Raw genomic sequence first — 17,222 nt, 5'->3', positions numbered from 1 at the left:
TCCCTTACCGTTGCCACATGGCACGGACCCGGCGACAGCCCAGCGAACGCATCCTCATCGCGGGCGGTGCCGAGGACCTCGTCGAGATCCACCGCCAGCTCGAGGAACTCCCCGAGAACGCGTACGGGCAGGTGTTCGTCGAGGTCGCCCTCGACGAGCAGATCCGCATCCTGCCGGCCCCGCCGCGCGTCACCGTGACCTGGCTGGTCCGGAGCGCCCGCAGCTCGGCCGTCGCTCCGCTGGTCTTCGCGGACCACGGCGAAGCCCTCGCACACGCCCTGACCGGGTGGGCCGCCGAGTGGTGCGTGACGGGCTGCGAGCCCCGCACCTCTGTGTGGATCGGGTGCGCGGACAGCCCGTGGATCGAGCGCGCTCGGTCCATGGTGCAGCTCGAGCTCACCGACGCCGGCCAGCAGGTCCAGGTCGAGTACGGCGGGTAAGGGCAGCCTGCTCTTCCTTGCAATGTGCAAAAGACGGGGGCATGGTTGTGCCATGACCACGCAGAGCAGCACCACCACCCCGAGCACCACGTCCCCGTTCTCGACCACGCCGGAGCTCGCAGCCGGGGTCGCCCAGTTCCTCGCCCCCGTCGTCATCGACCTCGAGGCGCTCGTCGTCAACGGCAAGCAGGCCCACTGGCACGTCCGTGGCCGCAACTTCGTCGGCGTGCACGAGCTCCTCGACGAGATCGTCGAGCACGCGCAGGACTACGCGGACAAGGCTGCGGAGCGCATCGTCGCCCTCGGCCTGCCGGTCGACTCGCGCATCGCGACCGTCGCCGCGAACACCACCCTGCCGCCGCTGTCGCAGGGCTTCCAGAACTCCGACGTCACCATCACCGAGGTGATCGCCCAGATCGACGCCGCGCTGCTGCAGGTCCGCCGTGCGGTTGACGGCCTCGACGAGGTCGACCTCAACAGCCAGGACGTCGCGATCGAGATCGAGCGCGCGCTGACCAAGGACCGCTGGTTCCTGCAGGCGCACCTCGCCGCCTGAGTCGCGACCACACCGCTGACGGAGGCCGGTGCCAGCTGGCACCGGGCCTCCCGTCCGTCTCGGGTCGCGCTCCGGGCCCGCACCTCACGCGGACGGCGTGACCAGCCCGCTCTCGTACGCCAGCACGACGGCGTGCACCCGGTCCCGCAGCTGCAGTTTCGCCAGGACGCGGCCGACGTGGGTCTTCACGGTCTGCTCGGCGATGAACAGCTCCGCCGCGATCTCGCCGTTCGACCGCCCCCGCGCCATCAGCAGGAACACGTCACGCTCCCGGTCGGTCAGCACGTCGAGCACCTCGGTCCGCGGGGCCGCCGGCTGCGGACCGGCGACGAAGGCCTCGACGAGGTGCCGGGTCACCCGCGGTGCGAGCAGGGAGTCACCGGCCGCGACGGTCCGCACGGCCTGCACGAGCTCCTCGGCGCTCGCGTCCTTGAGCAGGAACCCGCTCGCCCCGGCACGGAGCGCGTCGAACACGTAGTCGTCGATGTCGAACGTCGTGAGCATCACCACGCGGACGGGCGACTCCGCGGGCGCCGTGGTGATCCGCCGGGTCGCCTCGATCCCGTCGAGCTCCGGCATCCGGACGTCCATCAGGATCACGTCCGGCCGGAGCCGGATCGCCATGACGACCGCCTCGGCACCGTTCGCGGCCTCGCCGACGACCTCGACGTCGTCCTGGGCCTGGAGGATCGCCCGCAGTCCGACACGGAACATCTGCTGGTCGTCGACCACCATCACCCGCGTCATCGCGTTCCCCCGTCGGCCGTCGGCTGCGACGTGGTCGCGGTGGGCCGGGTGGGCAGACTGACGGCGACGCGGAAGCCGCCGTCCGGGTCCGGTCCGTGGTCGATGGTGCCGCGGAGCGCGGCGACCCGCTCGCGCATGCCCGCCAGACCGAAGCCGCCGTCGTCCGGCGGCGCACCGGGCATGCTGTCGACCGGTGGCGCGGCGTTGGCGACCTCGACCGTGAGGGCCGAGCCGTGCCTCCCGACCGTCACGACGGTGGGCGCACCGGGCGCGTGCCGGGCCACGTTGCCGAGCGCCTCCTGCACGACCCGGTACACGGTGAGCTGCGTGAGCCGGTCGACGTCGTCGCGGTCCGGGTCGAGCCCCTCGTCGAGTCGGAGCTCGACGGGGATCCCGGCCGAGCGGGTGGCCTGCACGAGCGCGTGCAGGTCGGCGAGCCGCGGCTGCGGCGCGCGCTCGGCGTCGGCGTCGCCACGCAGGGTGCCGAGCAGCTGCCGCATCTCCCGCAGGGCCGTGCGCGAGGTCTCGGCGATCGCGGCGAACTCGGTGCGGGCGTCCGGTGGCAGGTCCGCGACGCGGTACGGAGCGGACTCGGCCTGCATGTGCACGACGGACATGCTGTGGGCGACGACGTCGTGGAGCTCGCGGGCGATCCGGGAGCGCTCCTCGACCGTCCGGCGTCGTGCCTGCTCGAGCTCGGTGTCGCGGCGGGCGGCGGCGAGCTCCTCACGCACGCTCCGGCGCTGCCCGATCACGACCGCAGCGGCCGCTACGACGAGGGTGTCGCCGGCGCTCACCACGAAGCTCGTCGCCCAGACGTCGACCTGCCCCCACCGGTCGGGCGTCACGCCGATGAGCAGCAGGGTGAGCAGCGTCGCCGCGACCCAGACCACCGCGGTGAGCCGCCAGGTGGTGCGGACGCCCAGCACGACGAGCAGCACGCTCAGGCCGATGATGCTCGTGACGGAGACCGGCCAGGGCCCGACGGTACCGGGTGCCGTCAGGATCCCGAGGCCGGCGAGGGCGACGAGGTGCGCGACCGACGCCGTGCGGGGGAAGAGCGGTGCGAGGCCGATGCTCGCCGACAGCACCGCGGTCACGAGCAACGCGAGCGGCACGGGGACGCCGTAGAACACCGCGGTCACCGGCGCGGCGACGGCGAACAGGGACACCGCGACGACGACGAAGCCGATCTGCACGGCTGGCCGGACCCAGGTGGGTCGGGGCTTCGGGACGACGGTCACGGGCGGGCGGTCTCTCCGGTTCGGGCGAGGCAGGGTTCGGGGGCGATGGCTGTGGCGGTGGCTGTGGCGGGTGTGGCTGTGGCTGTGGTGGCTGCGGCTGCGGCGCGGGCTTCGCGGGCTTCGCGCCTGCGGCTGATGGTACCGAGCACCCGGTCGACCGCGATCCCGAGCCCGGCGGCGACCACCATCGACACCAGGGCGGCGACGATCGGTTCGTGCAGCACGCTCGACGCGGCCAGGGCGATCCCGATCGACACCGCCGACCACGCCAGCCCCGCGATCGCGCTGATCGCCAGGAACCGGCGGTAGGACAGCCGGGTCGCTCCGGCGGTCATGTTGACCGCGACCCGGCCGACCGGGATGAAGCGACCGGTCAGGATGAGGCTGGCGGAGCGGCGCTGCATCTGCCGCTCGGCGAACGCGAAGGCCGCCGCGATCCGTGGTCGCTTCGACCGGGCCAGGCGAGCGAACCCGATCCGGCGCCCGATCCAGTACGCGATCGAGTCGCCGGCGATCGCTCCGAGGGCGGCGGCGACGAGCACCACGGCGAGCACGGGCTGTCCGGACGTCGCGGCGATGGCGGCGATCGCGACGAGGGCGGCCTCGCTCGGCACCGGCGGGAAGAAGCCGTCCACCAGGCACAGGGCGAAGAGGACGACGTAGACGAGCGGACTCGCGGCCAGCTCGACGACGAGCGGGGTGATCTGGTCGAACACGGGGTGCTCCCTCCCGCCGACGGAACTCGTCGACGAGGACGACGCTACGGAGCCGACGCGCTCTGGCCATCCCGCGGCGGTCTCGACCACCCCCTACCGCGGTATGACGTTCCCGTCCGCGAAGACCACGTCGGGTGCGTCCACACGGCGGTCGACGACGGTGGTCGGGGCCTCCAGGTGCACGGCACCCGAGGGCATGATGCCCGCACCGCCGAACCGTTCCATCACCCGCCACTGCGCGACGACGTCCTCGCCGGCGTGCTCGGGCGGCAGGGTGTCCCAGAACCGGAAGCCACCGACCTCCTCGAGCGCACGGCGGTCGTACAGCGCGCAGGCACCGACCCACGCGACGCGGTAGGGCACCCACTCGCCGGGGTGTAGGTCGAGGTCGGCGGCGACGTGCGTCGGGTTCGCGGCGTTGTGCAGCGACCAGCGGTCGAAACCGGGGGTCCCGCGGCGCACCACCTCGGGCACGACCGGGCCGTCCCACCGTTCGAACACCGAGGTCTCGTGGGGGCGTCGGTCCTGCAGGTACGACAGGCCCTGCACGGCGCTGCCGACGAACCCGCAGCCCAGGGTGCGCAGCGCGTCGAGCATCCGCGCGATCGACCCCGGCTCGAGCCAGACGTCGTCGTCGAGGAACAGCACCGCGGCGGCCTCGGCGTGGTCGAGCAGGAACTGCCGGTGCTCTGCCAGGCCACGCCGTTCCGGGTGGGTGAGGAGCGTGACGGGCCGGCCCTGCGCCTCCAGGACGCGGAGCATCGCGGCGACCGCCGGCGCGCTGGCGGCGTCTCCGTCCGCGGACTGGTCGCTCAGCACGACGCGCAGGTCGACCTCGGTCTGGGCGGCGAGGCCGGCGAGCGTCGTGGCGAGCTCGGCCGGCCGTCCGACGGTCGGGATGAGCACGTCGACGTCGACCGTGCTCGTGTCCGCTGGATCGGGGGCCTTCGCCCAGGACCCGGACCAGCGGGCGGTCACGGTGCCGGGTCCGGTTCGGGCCGCGCAGCGGCTTCGCGGATCCGGCGCACGACGGCGCTGGTGGAGTGCTCGGGCACGTAGTCGACCATGACGACCTCGCCGCCGTAGCCGCGCACGACCTCGGTCTCGGTCAGCATCTCGGGGGAGTAGTCGCCGCCCTTGACGTAGACCTCGGGGCGCAACCGTTCGATGAGCGGAATGGGGGTGTCCGTCGCGAACACCGTGACCAGGTCGACGCAGGCCAGCGCGGCGAGCACGCCGGCGCGGTCCTCGGCCGGGTTGATCGGCCGCTCCGGGCCCTTCAGCCGGCGCACCGAGTCGTCGTCGTTCAGGGCGACGACGAGCAGGTCGCCCAGGTCACGGGCCTGGCGCAGGTAGGTGGTGTGCCCGCGGTGCACGACGTCGAAGCAGCCGTTCGTGAAGACGACGCGGCGGCCGGCCTGGCGTGCGGCCTCGACGGCGGAGGCGAGCTCGTCGTGGTCGACGACGGTCGCCGCCGGAGCGGTCACCGAGTCGAGCAGGGCCGCAGCGGTGCAGACGGACGTGCCGGCCTCGCGGACGACGACGTCGGCAGCGGCCTGGGCGACGGCGACGGCATCGCGGAGGGGTGCCTGCACGGCGAGGGCGACGGTCGCGGCGGCGCAGAAGGTGTCACCGGCGCCGGAGGCCTGCTGCTCCGAGGCGGGCGTCGCACGCGTGCGGAACCCCTGGTCGGAGCCGGGCTCGAGCAGCACGGTGCCGTCGCGGTCGAGCGTGACCACCGCGGCCCGGGCACCGCTGCGGGCGAGCACGTCGGCACGGGCTGCGACGACGGTGCCGACGCGGTCGGCACCGGTGCCGAGCTCCGTGCCGAGCAGCGCGGCGGTCTCACCGGCGTTCGGCGTGACGAGGTCGGGGTGCAGCGCGGCCCAGCGGGTCAGGTCGTGCGCGTCGACCACGACGGCGCCGGGGCGGTCACGGTCGAGCATCGGCACGACGTCCTCGGCGCGGACGCCCAGGCCGTAGTCGCACACCACGGCGGCGTCGGCGCACCGGATGGCACGGGCCACCGAGCGGGCGAGGCGTTCGCCGTGCTCGGCGGTCGGGGTCGCGGCGAGCTCGTCGACCCGGACCACGACGCGGTCACCGCCGACCACGCGCGACTTCGTCGTGGTGCGGGCGCCGGGGATCTCGACCAGGAACGACGTGTCGACGCCGGCAGCCTCGAGCCGCTGGCGCAGGACGTCACCGGCCTCGTCGTCACCGATGAGCCCGACCATGCGGACCCGGGCGCCGAGGGCGCGGGCGTTCACGGCCGTGTTCGCCGCGCCGCCCGGCACCGCGATGGTCTCGGTGACGCGGACGACGGGGGCCGGGGCCTCGCGGGAGACCCGCTCGGCCTCGCCGACGGTCCAGCGGTCGAGGATGCAGTCGCCGATGACGACGACGAGGGGTTCGCGGTCGTCGATCGTGGCGACGAGGTCACGGACCAGCCGGACGTCGGCGGTCATCGGGTGCCTCCCACGGTGTCGGCGCTGCCGGCGGTGGCGCCTGCTGCGGCTGCGGGGCCGGTGGCGGTGTCGGTCGCGGTGCCGATGGTGGCTGCGGTGCTGCTGGTGGCTGCGCTGCTGCTATCTGCTGCCGTCGACGGCTCGGCGGCGCGGCGCGGCGGCGCGGCCTCGAGGTGCACCACCGTCGTGGTCGTCATCTCGTCGAGCAGGTGCGGGCCGTACCCGAACCCGGCACCCGAGGCACCGCGGGGCTGGGCGCTGCCACCAGGAGCGCCACCGAACACGGCGTTCACCTTGACGGTGCCGACGGGCAGCTCGGCCGCGGCGCGGAGCGCGTGCGCGGTGTCGTTCGTGAGCACCGTGGCCGCGAGGCCGTAGCGGTCGGCCGCGGCGAGCCGGAGGCCCTCCGCGAAGTCCGACACGACGCGCACCGGAGCGATCGGGCCGAAGGTCTCCTCGGTCAGCACGAGCATGTCGTCCGTGCAGTCGGTCAGGACGGTCGCCGGGTAGAACGATCCGAGCCCGCCGGGCGTCACGCCACCGGTCCGGACCGAGGCGCCGCGGGCGATCGCGTCGTCGACGTGGTGCTGCACGAGCTCGCGCAGCCGGTCGTCCACGAGCGGCCCGAACTCGGCGGCGGGTGCGGCCGTGCGGCGCTCCGCCTCCGCGACGAGCGCGGCGACGAAGGGCTCGGCGACGTCCTGGTGCACGTACACCCGCTCGACGCTGGTGCAGATCTGGCCGGTGTTCGCGAACGCGCCGAGTGCGACCTGTGCGGCGGCCCACTCCGGGTCGACGTCGGCGTCGACGATGACCGGGTCGTTGCCGCCGTTCTCACGGATGACGTGGGCGCGGGTGGTCGCGGCCACCTCGCTCAGGCGGTCACCGGTCGCGGTCGACCCGACGTGCGCGTAGACGTCGATGCCCTCCTGCGCCAGGAGCAGCTCGCCGGTGGTCGCGTCGCCGTCGACACCGATGAGCACGCCGTCCGGCAGGACCTCGGCGAGCAGCGCGTTGAGTCGGGCGAAGGTCGCCGGGCAGCGTTCGCTGCCCTTGTGCACGACGGTGTTGCCCGAGACGATCGCTGCGCCGAGGATCCCGCACGCCACGGCGACCGGGTCGTTCCACGGCGTCAGGGCGAGCACCACCCCACGCGGGTGCGGCACCGACCAGTCGGCGGCACCGAACTGCCCGCGCAGGGCCTCACCGCGGTGCACCGGCCCGAGCTCGGCGTACTGCACGAGCGTGCCGATGCCGGCCTCGACCCCACCGAGGGCGTCGCCGGGCACCTTGCCGGTCTCGCGGGTGTTCAGGTCCGCCAGCTCCTGCGCGTGCGCACGGAGGTGCCCGGCCGCGGCGTGCAGCAGGGCACTGCGCTCGGCCGGCGCGGTCCGGGCCCAGGCACCGGCAGCGGCACGGGCGCGAGCGACGGCGTTGCGGACGTCGTCCTCGGTCGAGCGTCGCACGGTGGACGCGATCGATCCGTTCACGGGGTCGGTCACCACGAGGTCGTCGGCGGCGGGGGGTGCGATCGTCATGGGGTCCTTCCGGAGGCGGGCGGGGCCTCACACGGTGCTCGTGCTCCGCTGTGTGCGGTCACGGCATCGCGCTTCTCGTCCATCCGGGGGCGCTGCTGGGCGTCCGGACGGGTCCGACCGGTAGACGTGGAGCTGTGCAACAGATCGGTGTGGGCGGAGAACGGTTCAACGGGGTCAGCGAGATCGCGGTGCTCCGCGGTGGGGGACTGGGCGACCTGATGTTCGCGCTCCCGGCGGTCGAGGCCCTGGCCGCCGCGTACCCCGGAGCCCGGATCACGCTGCTCGGCGCACCGACGGCGCGGCCGGTTCTCGAGGGCCGGACCGAGGCCGTGCACGCCTACGAGGAACTCCCCGTCGTGCCCGGCGTCCGGGACTCCGGCGAGGGCGCACCGACCGAGCAGGACTTCTTCGACCGGCTGCACGGGCGCTTCGACCTCGCGGTGCAGGTGCACGGCGGCGGCCGGAACTCGAACCCGTTCCTGCTCCGGCTCGGCGCCCGACACACCGTGGGCACCGCCACCGAGGACGCCGAGGTCCTGGAGCGCTGGGTCCGCTACGTCTACTACCAGCACGAGGTCGTCCGGGCGCTCGAGGTGGCCTCGCTCGCCGGCGCCGAACCGGTCACCCTCGACCCCCGACTGCACGTCCCCGAGGCCACGCGGGCCGGGGTCCGACAGCGCCTCGGCGCGCGGGGACGACTCGTCGCGATCCACCCCGGCGCCACCGACCCGCGTCGCCGCTGGAGCCCCTCGCGCTTCGCCGAGGTCGCCCGTGCCCGGCTCGCCGCGGGGGACGACGTGGTGCTCGTGGGTGACGACTCGGACGTGCCGGCGTCGTCCGCCATCGTCGCGTCGCTGCCGCCCGAGCTCCGGGAGCGCGTGCACGACCTCACCGGGTCACTGCCGCTGCGCGAACTCCCCGACGTCCTCGCCGCCGCCGACGTCATGGTCGGCGACGACTCCGGCCCACGGCACCTCGCCGTCGCCGTGGGCACCCCGACCGTCGGGGTGTTCTGGTTCGGCAACGTGATCAACGCCGGGCCCTTCGACCGCGGTCGGCACCGCGTGCACCTGTCCTTCGTGACGCAGTGCCCGGTGTGCGGCGCGGACGTCACCCAGGTCGGCTGGACCGCCGAGCGGTGCGAGCACGACCCGTCCTACGTGGACCAGGTCGCGCCCGAGGCCGTCCTCGCCGACGTCGAGGACCTGCTCCGCACGCTCTGACGCTGTGCACGGCGCCACGAGCGCCCCGTGCGAGGTTCCGCACTCCGTGGGACGCTCCGGGCCTCGCACGGAGTGCGGAAGCGCGCACCGAGTGGCGGGCGCGTGCGACTGACGGCCTGGAGGCGCGGTGCCAGCACGCACGCGCCTCCAGGCCGCCCCGTGCCGCGTCACGAGCGCCTGGTGCGAGGTTCCACACTCCGTGGGACGCTCCGGGCCTCGCACCGGGTGCGGAAGCTCGCACCAGCGCCCGGCACGCGGACACACGGGAGGCGCGGTGCCAGCCGGCACCGCGCCTCCCGTCCGTCAGCGGCGAGCGGCTACGGCCAGCTCGGCTCCGTCGCCGGCATGATCGACAGCTCGCGGATCTCGCAGCCGGCCGGCTGCGACAGCGCGAAGATGATCGAGTTCGCGACGTACTCCGGCTCGATGAGCTGCGCGTCCGGGCCCGGCTTGTACTGCTCGGTCCGGTCGGCGAAGAAGTTCGTGCGCATCCCGGCGGGGATGATGTTGGTCACGCCGATGCGACCGGCGGTCTCGGCGGCCAGTGCCTGCGAGAACCCGCGGACACCGAACTTCGACGCCGAGTACGCGGTGCCGTCGCCGACGCCGCGCAGGGCGAGCGACGAGGAGATCGTGACGACGCGGCCGTGCGTGGCCTCGAGGGCGGGCAGGGCGGCGCGCACGGTCGAGGCGGTGCCGATCAGGTTGACGCCGACGATCTGCTCCCACTTGCCGGACGAGATCGCGTCGATCGGGGCGGGGGTGTCGATGCCCGCGGCGGTGACGACGGCGTCGAGGCCACCGTGCCGTTCGGCGGCGTCACGGACCGCCTGCTCGACGGCGTCCGTGTCCGAGACGTCCACGGCGACGGCGTCGACGCCCTCGGGGACGGCGTCGATCCGCAGGTCGAGGACGATCGGGGTGCCGCCGGCCTCGGTGACGGCAGCCACGACGGCAGCGCCGAGTCCGGAGGCGCCGCCGGTGACGAGGACGCGGCCGATGGGGGTGGTGGGGACGGGCATGGATGTCCTTTGCGTAGTGGAGCGGGAGTGGTCGAGCTGGTGTGGGACGGCGAGCGGACGCTCAGCCGACGCGTTCGATCGCGGCGGCGAGCCGGGTGGTCGAGCGGCCCGGGTGGAACGGCACGGTGACGACGCGGCCACCCCATTCGGCGAGGGTCGCCGTCTCGGGCAGTTCGCTCGCGGTGTAGTCGCCGCCCTTCGCCCAGACGTCCGGGCGGAAGCGGCGCAGGGCCTCGTCTGGGGTGGACTCGTCGAACACCACGACGGCGTCGACGCAGTCGAGTGCCAGGAGCAGCTCGACCCGGTCGTCCTGGGTCATGATCGGCCGGTCCGGGCCCTTCAGTGCGCGGACCGACGAGTCCGAGTTGAGGCACACGACCAGGCAGTCGCCGAGTGCACGGGCGGCCGACAGGGTGCGGGCGTGCCCGGCGTGCAGCAGGTCGAAGCAGCCTCCGGTCGCGACGACGGTGCCGCCGGCGCTCCGGACGTCGTGCACCAGGCGCATGGCGTCCCGGTCGGCCCCGGGCACGGCGAGCGGCGCGGGGCCGTCGTCGGCGAAGAGCGCGGTGACGCCGCCGGCGGCCAGGTACTCGGACGCGGCGACCACGCCGGCGGAGACCGCCTCGGGGACGTCCGCGCCGGACGCCAGTGCGACGGCGACGCCCGCGGCGAGCCGGTCGCCGGCACCGCAGGGGTCCCCGGCGCTGACGGACGGAGCCGGCACGAAGCGGCTGTCGCCCTGGGCGTCGGCGAGCAGCGCACCGCGGTCACCCATCGTCACCGCGACGGCGCCGGCCTGCCACTGCTCGACGAGCCGGGCGGCGGCGACGGTCGCGAAGGGCACACCGTGTCCCTCGACGTCGGTGAAGCGTCGCGCCTCGGCAGCGTTCGGGGTGGCGACGGTGGTGCCGGGGACGGGGGCGGCGCCCTTGGGGTGCGGGTCCCAGACCACCGGCAGGCGCTCGGCCGCACGGGTGAGGGCGTCACGGAGTGCCGGGGCAGCGGCGACCCCGCGGCCGTAGTCGGCGACGACGATCGCGTCGACGCCGTCGAGGGCGGCGGTCATCGCGTCGGTGGCCTCGGGCACGGGCGGGGTCGCACAGTCCTCGTCGATCCGGACGAGGGCGTGGTCGACGACGCGCACGCGGGTCTTCACGGGGGTGGGGACTCCGGACGGCCCGGCGACGATCGTGACGTCGGGCAGCAGGTCACGGATCTCCTGGGCACGGCCGTCGTCGCTCAGGACGGTGACCAGGGTGACGTCGTGGCCGTCGCGGGCGAGCATCGTCGCGACGAGTCCGGCGCCACCGGCACGGCGGTCGTCGGTGGCGACGTCCACCACGGGGACGGGGGCGTCCGGGCTCAGCCGCTCGCTCGTGCCGGACACGTCGACGTCGAGCAGGGTGTCCCCGACGACGGCGATGCGGAAGCGCGGGCCGGCGGAACGGCCACCGGCGGCACCGGAACGCGGTGCGACGGCAGCGAGCCCGCTCATCGACGGCCCCCGCGACGCAGCGTCGGCTCCATGGCCTTGCAGAGCGCGTGCACCAGGACGAGCTGCGCCTCCTGCACGTTGGCGGACGGCCCCTCGATGCAGATCGCGTCGTCGACCAGGTCGGCGAGCGGGTTCGGTCCGGAGCCGGTCAGCGCGAGGGAGCGGGCACCCACGGCACGTGCGGCCTCGGCGGCCCGCAGCAGGTTCGGGCTCTTGCCGCTCGTCGACAGCAGCACGAGGACGTCACCGGCACGGGCGTGCGCCGACACCTGCCGTGCGAACACCTGGTCGTAGCCGTAGTCGTTCCCGATGGCGGTCACGGCAGAGGTCTCGGCGTGCAGCGAGATGGCCGAGTACGCGGGCCGGTCGCCCTCGAAGCGGCCGGTGAGCTCGGACGTCAGGTGCTGCGCCTCGGCAGCCGAGCCGCCGTTGCCCGCGGCGAGCAGCCGACGTCCGGCGACGAGCCGCCCCGCGATGTCGTCCGCCCACTCGGCGATGTGGTCCCGGTGGTCGACGAGGGAGGCGATCACGGGGACCGACGCCGCGACGTGGTCGACGACGACGCGGGCGCTGTCGGTGACGGCGCGGTCCTCGAGCCCGGTCTGCTGGTCGATGGTCATCGTGCGGTCCTCTCCGTCGACTGCGCGGCGCGGGTGACCCGGCCGGCGTGGGTGGTGCGCGAGCGGCCGGCAGCGGGCCCGGTGGTGCTGGCGGACGAGGTCGCGCCGGCGAGCAGGCGCTCGTAGACGCGTTCGCTGTCGGCCGCGACCTTCTGCCAGGTGTAGCGGGACTCGGCGCGCTGTCGACCGGCACGGCCGTACGCCTCGCGGCGCTCCGGGTCGTCGAGCAGTGCGCCGACGGCCTCGGCCACCGCGGTCTCGTCGCGCGGCGGCACGTGCAGGCCGGTGGCGTCCTCGACGACGGTGTCGATGAGCCCGCCGACGCTCGACGCGACCACCGGGCGGCCGCAGGCCATCGCCTCGAGCGGCACGATGCCGAACGGCTCGTACCAGGGGGCGCAGACGACGACGTCGGCGCTGCGGTAGACGGCGGGCATGTCGTGCTGCCCGAGCTGCCCGCGGAAGGTCACGTGGTCGCGCACGCCGAGCGACCGGGCGAGTGCGTCGAGGCGCTGGTACTCGGGGTCGTCCACCAGGTCGGCGCCGGCGACACCGGCACCGCCCACGACGACGAGCTCGACGTCACGGCCCTGTTCGACCAGTGCGGCGAGAGCGGCGATGGTCGTCCCGACGCCCTTCCGCTGCACGAGTCGCGAGGCGGTGAGCACCCGGAGCGGACGGTCGCGCTGTTCGATGGGGCCGTCCGGACGGAAGAGCGACACGTCGACGCCGCACGGCACGACTGAGATGCGGTGCAGCGGGACACCGAGGGCCTTGAGCTCGAACGCCTCGTCCGAGCACGTCGCGACGACCTGGTCGACGCTCCGGCCGACGGCGGGTTCGACCCACTCGCGCTCGGCCGGGCTGGTGTCCGCGGCACCCTGGTGCCGGCGCTTCACGACACCCAGGGCGTGGAAGGTCTGCACCACCGGGATCCGCACGCCACCGGTCCGGGCCTGCACCTGCGTCACCGCGTCGAGGGCGGCGTGGCCCGACATCCAGAAGTGCGCGTGCACCACGTCGGGACGGTCGAGGAACCACTCGGCGGCGAGCACCGACGCGAACGTCCCCATGAACGGGAACAGCTCGTCCTTCGGCACGGCACGCGCGGGACCGGCGTCGACGTGCACGACGTCCACACCGGGGCGCAGGGGCACGCGGACGGGCTGCGATGCGTCGTCGCGTCGCGTGTAGACGGTCACGTGGTGGCCGCGGTCGGCCAGTGCACCGGACAGTTCGGCGACGTGGACGTTCTGCCCACCGGCGTCGACCCCGCCGAGCACGGCGAGCGGACTCGCGTGCTCGGACACCATGGCGATCTTCATCGCAGGCTCCCTTCGAGCGCGGCTCCCGCCGCACGGTTCCGTCGCGCACCGCGCGCGACGGCGTCGTCGAGCAGGTCGTCCCAGTCGGCCAGGAACCGACCGAGCGCGTGCCGTGCGAGCACGGCCTCACGCGCCACGAGCCCCCGTCGGCGCGCCTCGTCCGGGTCCTCCAGCAGCAGCCTGGAGGCCCGCACCAGCTCCTCGACGTCGGTCGCGATCGCCCCGGCCTCACCCGGGACCGTGCGGGCCGCGTCCGTCGTCGCGAGCACCAGGACCGGCATGGCCATGTGCATCGACTCGATGAGCGACAGGCCGAGCGAGGTCCAGCGGTTCGGGTGCACGTAGGCCCGCCGTTCGGCCAGCGCCGCGTGCATGGGGTCGGCCTGGACGTCGCCCTGCGCGACCACGCGGTCGCCGAAGCCGAGCTCCGGCAGCCGTTCGGTGCCGATGCCCCAGACGTCGACCGGGGCGACCTCGGCGAAGCGGGGGAGCAGGTCGGTGCCGACGACACGGTTGCGCCGGACGGGTTCGTTGATGACGACGCCGAGGCGCTCGAGCGCACCGGTGTACAGCGGGCCGGGGTCGACGACGCCGTGCTCGACGACGGTGGTCCAGGTGGTGCCGCAGTCCCACATCAGGGCGTTCCAGTGCGTCACGTGCGCGATCGTCAGGTCGTCGCGGTCACGCATCGGGTGCAGGCTGTTCGGCACGTCGACCCGGGGGGCGTTGTGCTCCACGAAGACGATCGGGACGTCACGACCACCGAGCAGACGACGGGCTTCCTCGAGCTCCTCGGTGCGCTGCAGGACGACCACGTCGACCTCGGCCTCGGCGACGTCGGCCGGGTCGATCTCGATCGCGGAGTCCGGCCAGTCGCGCCCGCCGCGGCCGAGTCCCCAGGCGTCGCGCGCCGGGGTGGTCGGGATGAGGTACTCGTGGGGGCCGCGGACGAAGGCGTCCATCCAGCCGCCGTGCACGTGCCACACGAGGATCCGCATGCAGGGCCTTCCGGTCGGTGTCGATGGGCTCGGTCCCCGCCGCTGCCGGAGCAGCAGGAGAAGGAGCAGGAGAAGCAGTGGCGCACGCTACGCAGCGCCTTCTGGGCCGCCCCGCAGACTTCTCCGATCAGTCCGCGAAACGCGGTCGAGGAGCCGCTCGTGGGCCTCCAGGACGTCCGCGATGCGCACTCCGGACAGGCACGGGTGGCCGGGGACCGGGCACTCGCGAGCGCGGCTGAGCCGGCACGGTGCGGCCTGGTCGCCGAGCAGTTCGACGAGCGGGGCGTACGGCGCCCACTTCACGGCGGGGACGACCGGCGAGAACAGACTCACGATGGGCGCCCCGACGGCCGCGGCGAGGTGGGCCGGACCGGTGTTCCCGACGACGACGACCTCGGCGCCGGCGAGGACGGCCGCGAGTTCGGCGGGGCTGGTGCGGCCGCCGAGGTCGATGCCGGTGTCACCCGCCACGGCGGCGGTCAGCGCGCGTTCGCCGGGGGAGCCGGTGACGACGACGGGGACGCCGCGCTCGGCGTAGGCGGCGACGAGCGCACGGTGGTGGGACTCCGGCCACGACCGTGCCGGGACGCTGGCTCCGGGGTGGACGACCACGTAGCGGTCGAGACCGGCCACGGGCGGGGGCGGGACGGCGTCGTGGCGCACCGCGAGCCTCCCGTCGTCGTCCGGCGGCAGCCGGAACCCGGCCGCCTCGGCGATCCGCAGCGCGCGCTCGGGCTCGGGGAGGTCCTCGGGCAGGTCCTCGCCGGGGCGCAGCCGCACGTCGAGCAGTGACCCGGGGTGGTCGACCGAGGCCCCGGAGACCCGGGGGACCCCGGCCAGGCGCAGGAGCAGCGCGAGGGGCAGGGGCGACTGGTGGAAGGACGTCAGGACGACGGCCTCGTCGGGCTGCTCCTCGGCGACCAGCGCGCGGAACTCGGCGAGCAGGGCGTCGTCGATCGGGCGTGCGGTCTCGGTGACCCACGGTGCCGCCCACACCCGCACCCGGTCGATGCCGGGCAGCAGGTCGGCGGCCGGCGCCCCCTGCGGTCCGCACAGCATCGTCACGTGCGCGGCCCCGGCGGCGACCGCGCGCACCGCGGGTCCGGCGACCAGGACGTCGCCGAACGAGTCGAGCCGGGCGACGAGGACGCGCCGACCGGCGCTCACGCCCGGTCCGCCACGCTGCCGACGTGCTCGAGCACCAGGGTGACGGCCTCGTCCAGGTCCGCGGCGACGGTGTCGGCCTCGTCGATCTCCTGGGCGCGGGTGCGCGGGGTGGGCACGAGGATCCCCTGCGCGCCGGCGTTCCGCGCGGCCTGGACGTCGGCGCCGATGTCACCGACGACGACGATCGACTCCGGCGGGATGCCGAGCCGCTCGGCGGCGTCGAGGACCATCCCGGGCCGGGGCTTCCGGCAGGCGCAGTCGTCGCCGGCGTCGTGCGGGCAGACGCACCACACGTCGAACGGGCCGACGAGCTCGTCGACCCGGGCGTTGGTGGCGTCGACCTGTTCGCGCGTGGCCATGCCCTTCGCGATCACCGACTGGTTCGTGACGACGCCGAGCTGCAACCCGGCGGCACGCGCCCGGTCGACGGCGCGGCGGGCACCGGGGACCGGGACGACCAGGTGCGGGTCGGCGTTGTACGGGACGTCCACCACGAGGGTGTCGTCGCGGTCGAGGAGCAGGCCGCGGATGACGCGGTCCGGTGCGAGGGCCATGCTCCGTGACTACCGGTCCACGGCCGGGGACCACCCCAGGAAGAGCCGCGGAGCGCGGTCCCGGCAGGACCGTCAGCGTGTCGGGTCTACCGTCGCGGCGGTGACCGCCCTCGAGAAGCTGCCCGACCCCGACGGACGCCCGGAACTGCTCGTCCTCCGTGCCATCAAGCTCGGCGACCTGCTCGTCGCCGTCCCCGCACTGCACGCGCTCCGCCGCGCGTTCCCCGACCACCGCATCACCCTGGCCACCACGGCGTGGCTGGCGCCGGTCGTCGAACTCGTGCCGGCGGTGGACGTCCACCTGGCCCAGCACGGTCTCGACCACCCGATCGCGGTGCCGCACGGTGCCGTCGACATCGCCGTCAACCTGCACGGCGCCGGCCCGGAGTCCTCGGACCTCGTCGCCGCGCTCGCCCCGCGCCGGGTCATCGGGCACGCCGACCCGACCCACGACTACGAGGGCCCGGAGTGGCCGGACGACGTGCACGAGCGCGACCGCTGGGCGGACCTGCTCACGTGGCACGGCATCCAGGCGGACGCCACCGAGGTGCACATCGACCGCCCCGCCGAGCCGCCGGTGGTCGCCGACGCGGCCGTCGTGCACGTGGGTGCCTTCCACGGTGCGCGGCACTGGCCGACGGACCGCTTCGCCGACGTGGTGCGCGGGCTCCGGGCGCGCGGTGCCGACGTGGTCCTGACAGGAGGCTCGGACGACGTCGTGCGCGCCCGTGCCGTCGCCGACGCGGCTGGCCTGGCGCCGGAGGCGGTCCTGGCCGGTGCCCTGGACCTGCAGGCCTTCGCCGCGGTGATCGCCGCGGCGCGGCTCGTCGTCACGGTCGACACCGGCGCTGCGCACCTGGCGACCGCGTACGGGGTGCCGTCGGTCGTGCTGTTCGGCCCGGCCCCGCCCGAGGCGTGGGGCCCGCCGTCGACCGGTCCGCACATCGTGCTCACCGACGCCTCGGTGCGTCGCGGCGACGTCTTCGCCGAGGACCCGGACCCGGCGATCCTGGCCGTGACCGCGGACGACGTGCTCGGCGCGGTGGACCGGCTCCGGGTGACCGCTCAGGCGGCCGGGCGGTAGCGTCGACCGAGAGCCACCCGGACCT

General features: G+C 74.5%; 17 protein-coding genes. 4 read left to right on the top strand and 13 right to left on the bottom strand.

Going from position 1 to position 17,222, the window contains the following annotated elements; all coding sequences use genetic code 11:
• Positions 1-17: 17 nt before the first annotated feature.
• Together BIU91_RS01310 and BIU91_RS01305 are read left to right on the top strand one after the other, a co-directional pair.
• Positions 18-440, top strand: coding sequence for an SIP domain-containing protein (locus tag BIU91_RS01310; protein ID WP_071244660.1), 423 nt, complete (start codon positions 18-20; stop codon positions 438-440).
• Between the two features lie 52 nt (positions 441-492).
• The gene (locus BIU91_RS01305; RefSeq protein WP_071244661.1) at positions 493-996 is read left to right on the top strand and encodes a DNA starvation/stationary phase protection protein; all 504 of its coding nucleotides are present in this window, start codon (positions 493-495) and stop codon (positions 994-996) included.
• An 84-nt stretch (positions 997-1,080) separates the two neighbouring features.
• On the opposite strand, the gene BIU91_RS01300 is transcribed toward BIU91_RS01305, so the two are convergent.
• The 6 genes from BIU91_RS01300 to BIU91_RS01275 form a co-directional block, all read right to left on the bottom strand.
• Entirely contained in the window at positions 1,081-1,743 is a 663-nt protein-coding gene (locus BIU91_RS01300; RefSeq protein ID WP_071403869.1) for a response regulator transcription factor, read from the bottom strand.
• Positions 1,740-2,987 (bottom strand): histidine kinase, encoded by a 1,248-nt coding sequence (locus tag BIU91_RS01295; protein WP_071403868.1) that lies wholly within the window; start codon positions 2,985-2,987, stop codon positions 1,740-1,742. Before BIU91_RS01295 ends, BIU91_RS01300 begins: the two co-directional genes overlap by 4 nt.
• Positions 2,984-3,703, bottom strand: coding sequence for a DedA family protein (locus BIU91_RS01290; RefSeq protein WP_071403867.1), 720 nt, complete (start codon positions 3,701-3,703; stop codon positions 2,984-2,986). Before BIU91_RS01290 ends, BIU91_RS01295 begins: the two co-directional genes overlap by 4 nt.
• 93 nt (positions 3,704-3,796) lie before the next feature.
• The gene (locus BIU91_RS01285) at positions 3,797-4,681 is read right to left on the bottom strand and encodes a glycosyltransferase (protein ID WP_071403866.1); all 885 of its coding nucleotides are present in this window, start codon (positions 4,679-4,681) and stop codon (positions 3,797-3,799) included.
• Positions 4,678-6,171, bottom strand: coding sequence for a D-glycero-beta-D-manno-heptose 1-phosphate adenylyltransferase (gene rfaE2, locus BIU91_RS01280; protein WP_071403865.1), 1,494 nt, complete (start codon positions 6,169-6,171; stop codon positions 4,678-4,680). The genes BIU91_RS01285 and rfaE2 overlap by 4 nt, the downstream gene beginning before the upstream one ends.
• Entirely contained in the window at positions 6,168-7,709 is a 1,542-nt protein-coding gene (locus tag BIU91_RS01275) for an aldehyde dehydrogenase family protein (RefSeq protein WP_071403864.1), read from the bottom strand. Before BIU91_RS01275 ends, rfaE2 begins: the two co-directional genes overlap by 4 nt.
• A 134-nt stretch (positions 7,710-7,843) precedes the next feature.
• Here BIU91_RS01275 and BIU91_RS01270 point away from each other — a divergent pair, with 134 nt between their 5' ends.
• Complete coding sequence (locus BIU91_RS01270; RefSeq protein ID WP_071403863.1) at positions 7,844-8,932, top strand: glycosyltransferase family 9 protein; 1,089 nt, start codon at positions 7,844-7,846, stop codon at positions 8,930-8,932.
• A 317-nt stretch (positions 8,933-9,249) separates the two neighbouring features.
• On the opposite strand, the gene BIU91_RS01265 is transcribed toward BIU91_RS01270, so the two are convergent.
• From BIU91_RS01265 to BIU91_RS01235, 7 genes are all read right to left on the bottom strand, one after another.
• Positions 9,250-9,954: an SDR family oxidoreductase gene (locus tag BIU91_RS01265; RefSeq protein WP_027465581.1), complete on the bottom strand. Its 705-nt coding sequence runs from the start codon at positions 9,952-9,954 to the stop codon at positions 9,250-9,252.
• Positions 9,955-10,015: 61 nt separating this feature from the next.
• Entirely contained in the window at positions 10,016-11,449 is a 1,434-nt protein-coding gene (locus tag BIU91_RS01260; protein ID WP_253183657.1) for a PfkB family carbohydrate kinase, read from the bottom strand.
• The gene (locus BIU91_RS01255) at positions 11,446-12,069 is read right to left on the bottom strand and encodes an SIS domain-containing protein (protein ID WP_035808290.1); all 624 of its coding nucleotides are present in this window, start codon (positions 12,067-12,069) and stop codon (positions 11,446-11,448) included. The genes BIU91_RS01260 and BIU91_RS01255 overlap by 4 nt, the downstream gene beginning before the upstream one ends.
• Positions 12,066-13,394: a glycosyltransferase gene (locus tag BIU91_RS01250; protein ID WP_071403862.1), complete on the bottom strand. Its 1,329-nt coding sequence runs from the start codon at positions 13,392-13,394 to the stop codon at positions 12,066-12,068. The genes BIU91_RS01255 and BIU91_RS01250 overlap by 4 nt, the downstream gene beginning before the upstream one ends.
• On the bottom strand, positions 13,391-14,392 hold the full coding sequence (locus BIU91_RS01245; protein ID WP_071403861.1) for a glycosyltransferase: 1,002 nt from the start codon (positions 14,390-14,392) through the stop codon (positions 13,391-13,393). The genes BIU91_RS01250 and BIU91_RS01245 overlap by 4 nt, the downstream gene beginning before the upstream one ends.
• 87 nt (positions 14,393-14,479) lie before the next feature.
• The gene (locus BIU91_RS01240) at positions 14,480-15,559 is read right to left on the bottom strand and encodes a glycosyltransferase family 9 protein (protein WP_071403860.1); all 1,080 of its coding nucleotides are present in this window, start codon (positions 15,557-15,559) and stop codon (positions 14,480-14,482) included.
• The gene (locus BIU91_RS01235) at positions 15,556-16,113 is read right to left on the bottom strand and encodes an HAD-IIIA family hydrolase (protein WP_071403859.1); all 558 of its coding nucleotides are present in this window, start codon (positions 16,111-16,113) and stop codon (positions 15,556-15,558) included. The genes BIU91_RS01240 and BIU91_RS01235 overlap by 4 nt, the downstream gene beginning before the upstream one ends.
• A 100-nt stretch (positions 16,114-16,213) precedes the next feature.
• Here BIU91_RS01235 and BIU91_RS01230 point away from each other — a divergent pair, with 100 nt between their 5' ends.
• Complete coding sequence (locus BIU91_RS01230) at positions 16,214-17,197, top strand: glycosyltransferase family 9 protein (protein ID WP_071403858.1); 984 nt, start codon at positions 16,214-16,216, stop codon at positions 17,195-17,197.
• Positions 17,198-17,222 lie beyond the last annotated feature (25 nt).

It is taken from the genome of Curtobacterium sp. MMLR14_002 (assembly GCF_001864975.1).
GTDB lineage: Bacteria > Actinomycetota > Actinomycetes > Actinomycetales > Microbacteriaceae > Curtobacterium > Curtobacterium flaccumfaciens.
Note: the sequence above shows the minus strand (reverse complement) of the source record. Positions and strands in the feature narration are given on the sequence as shown.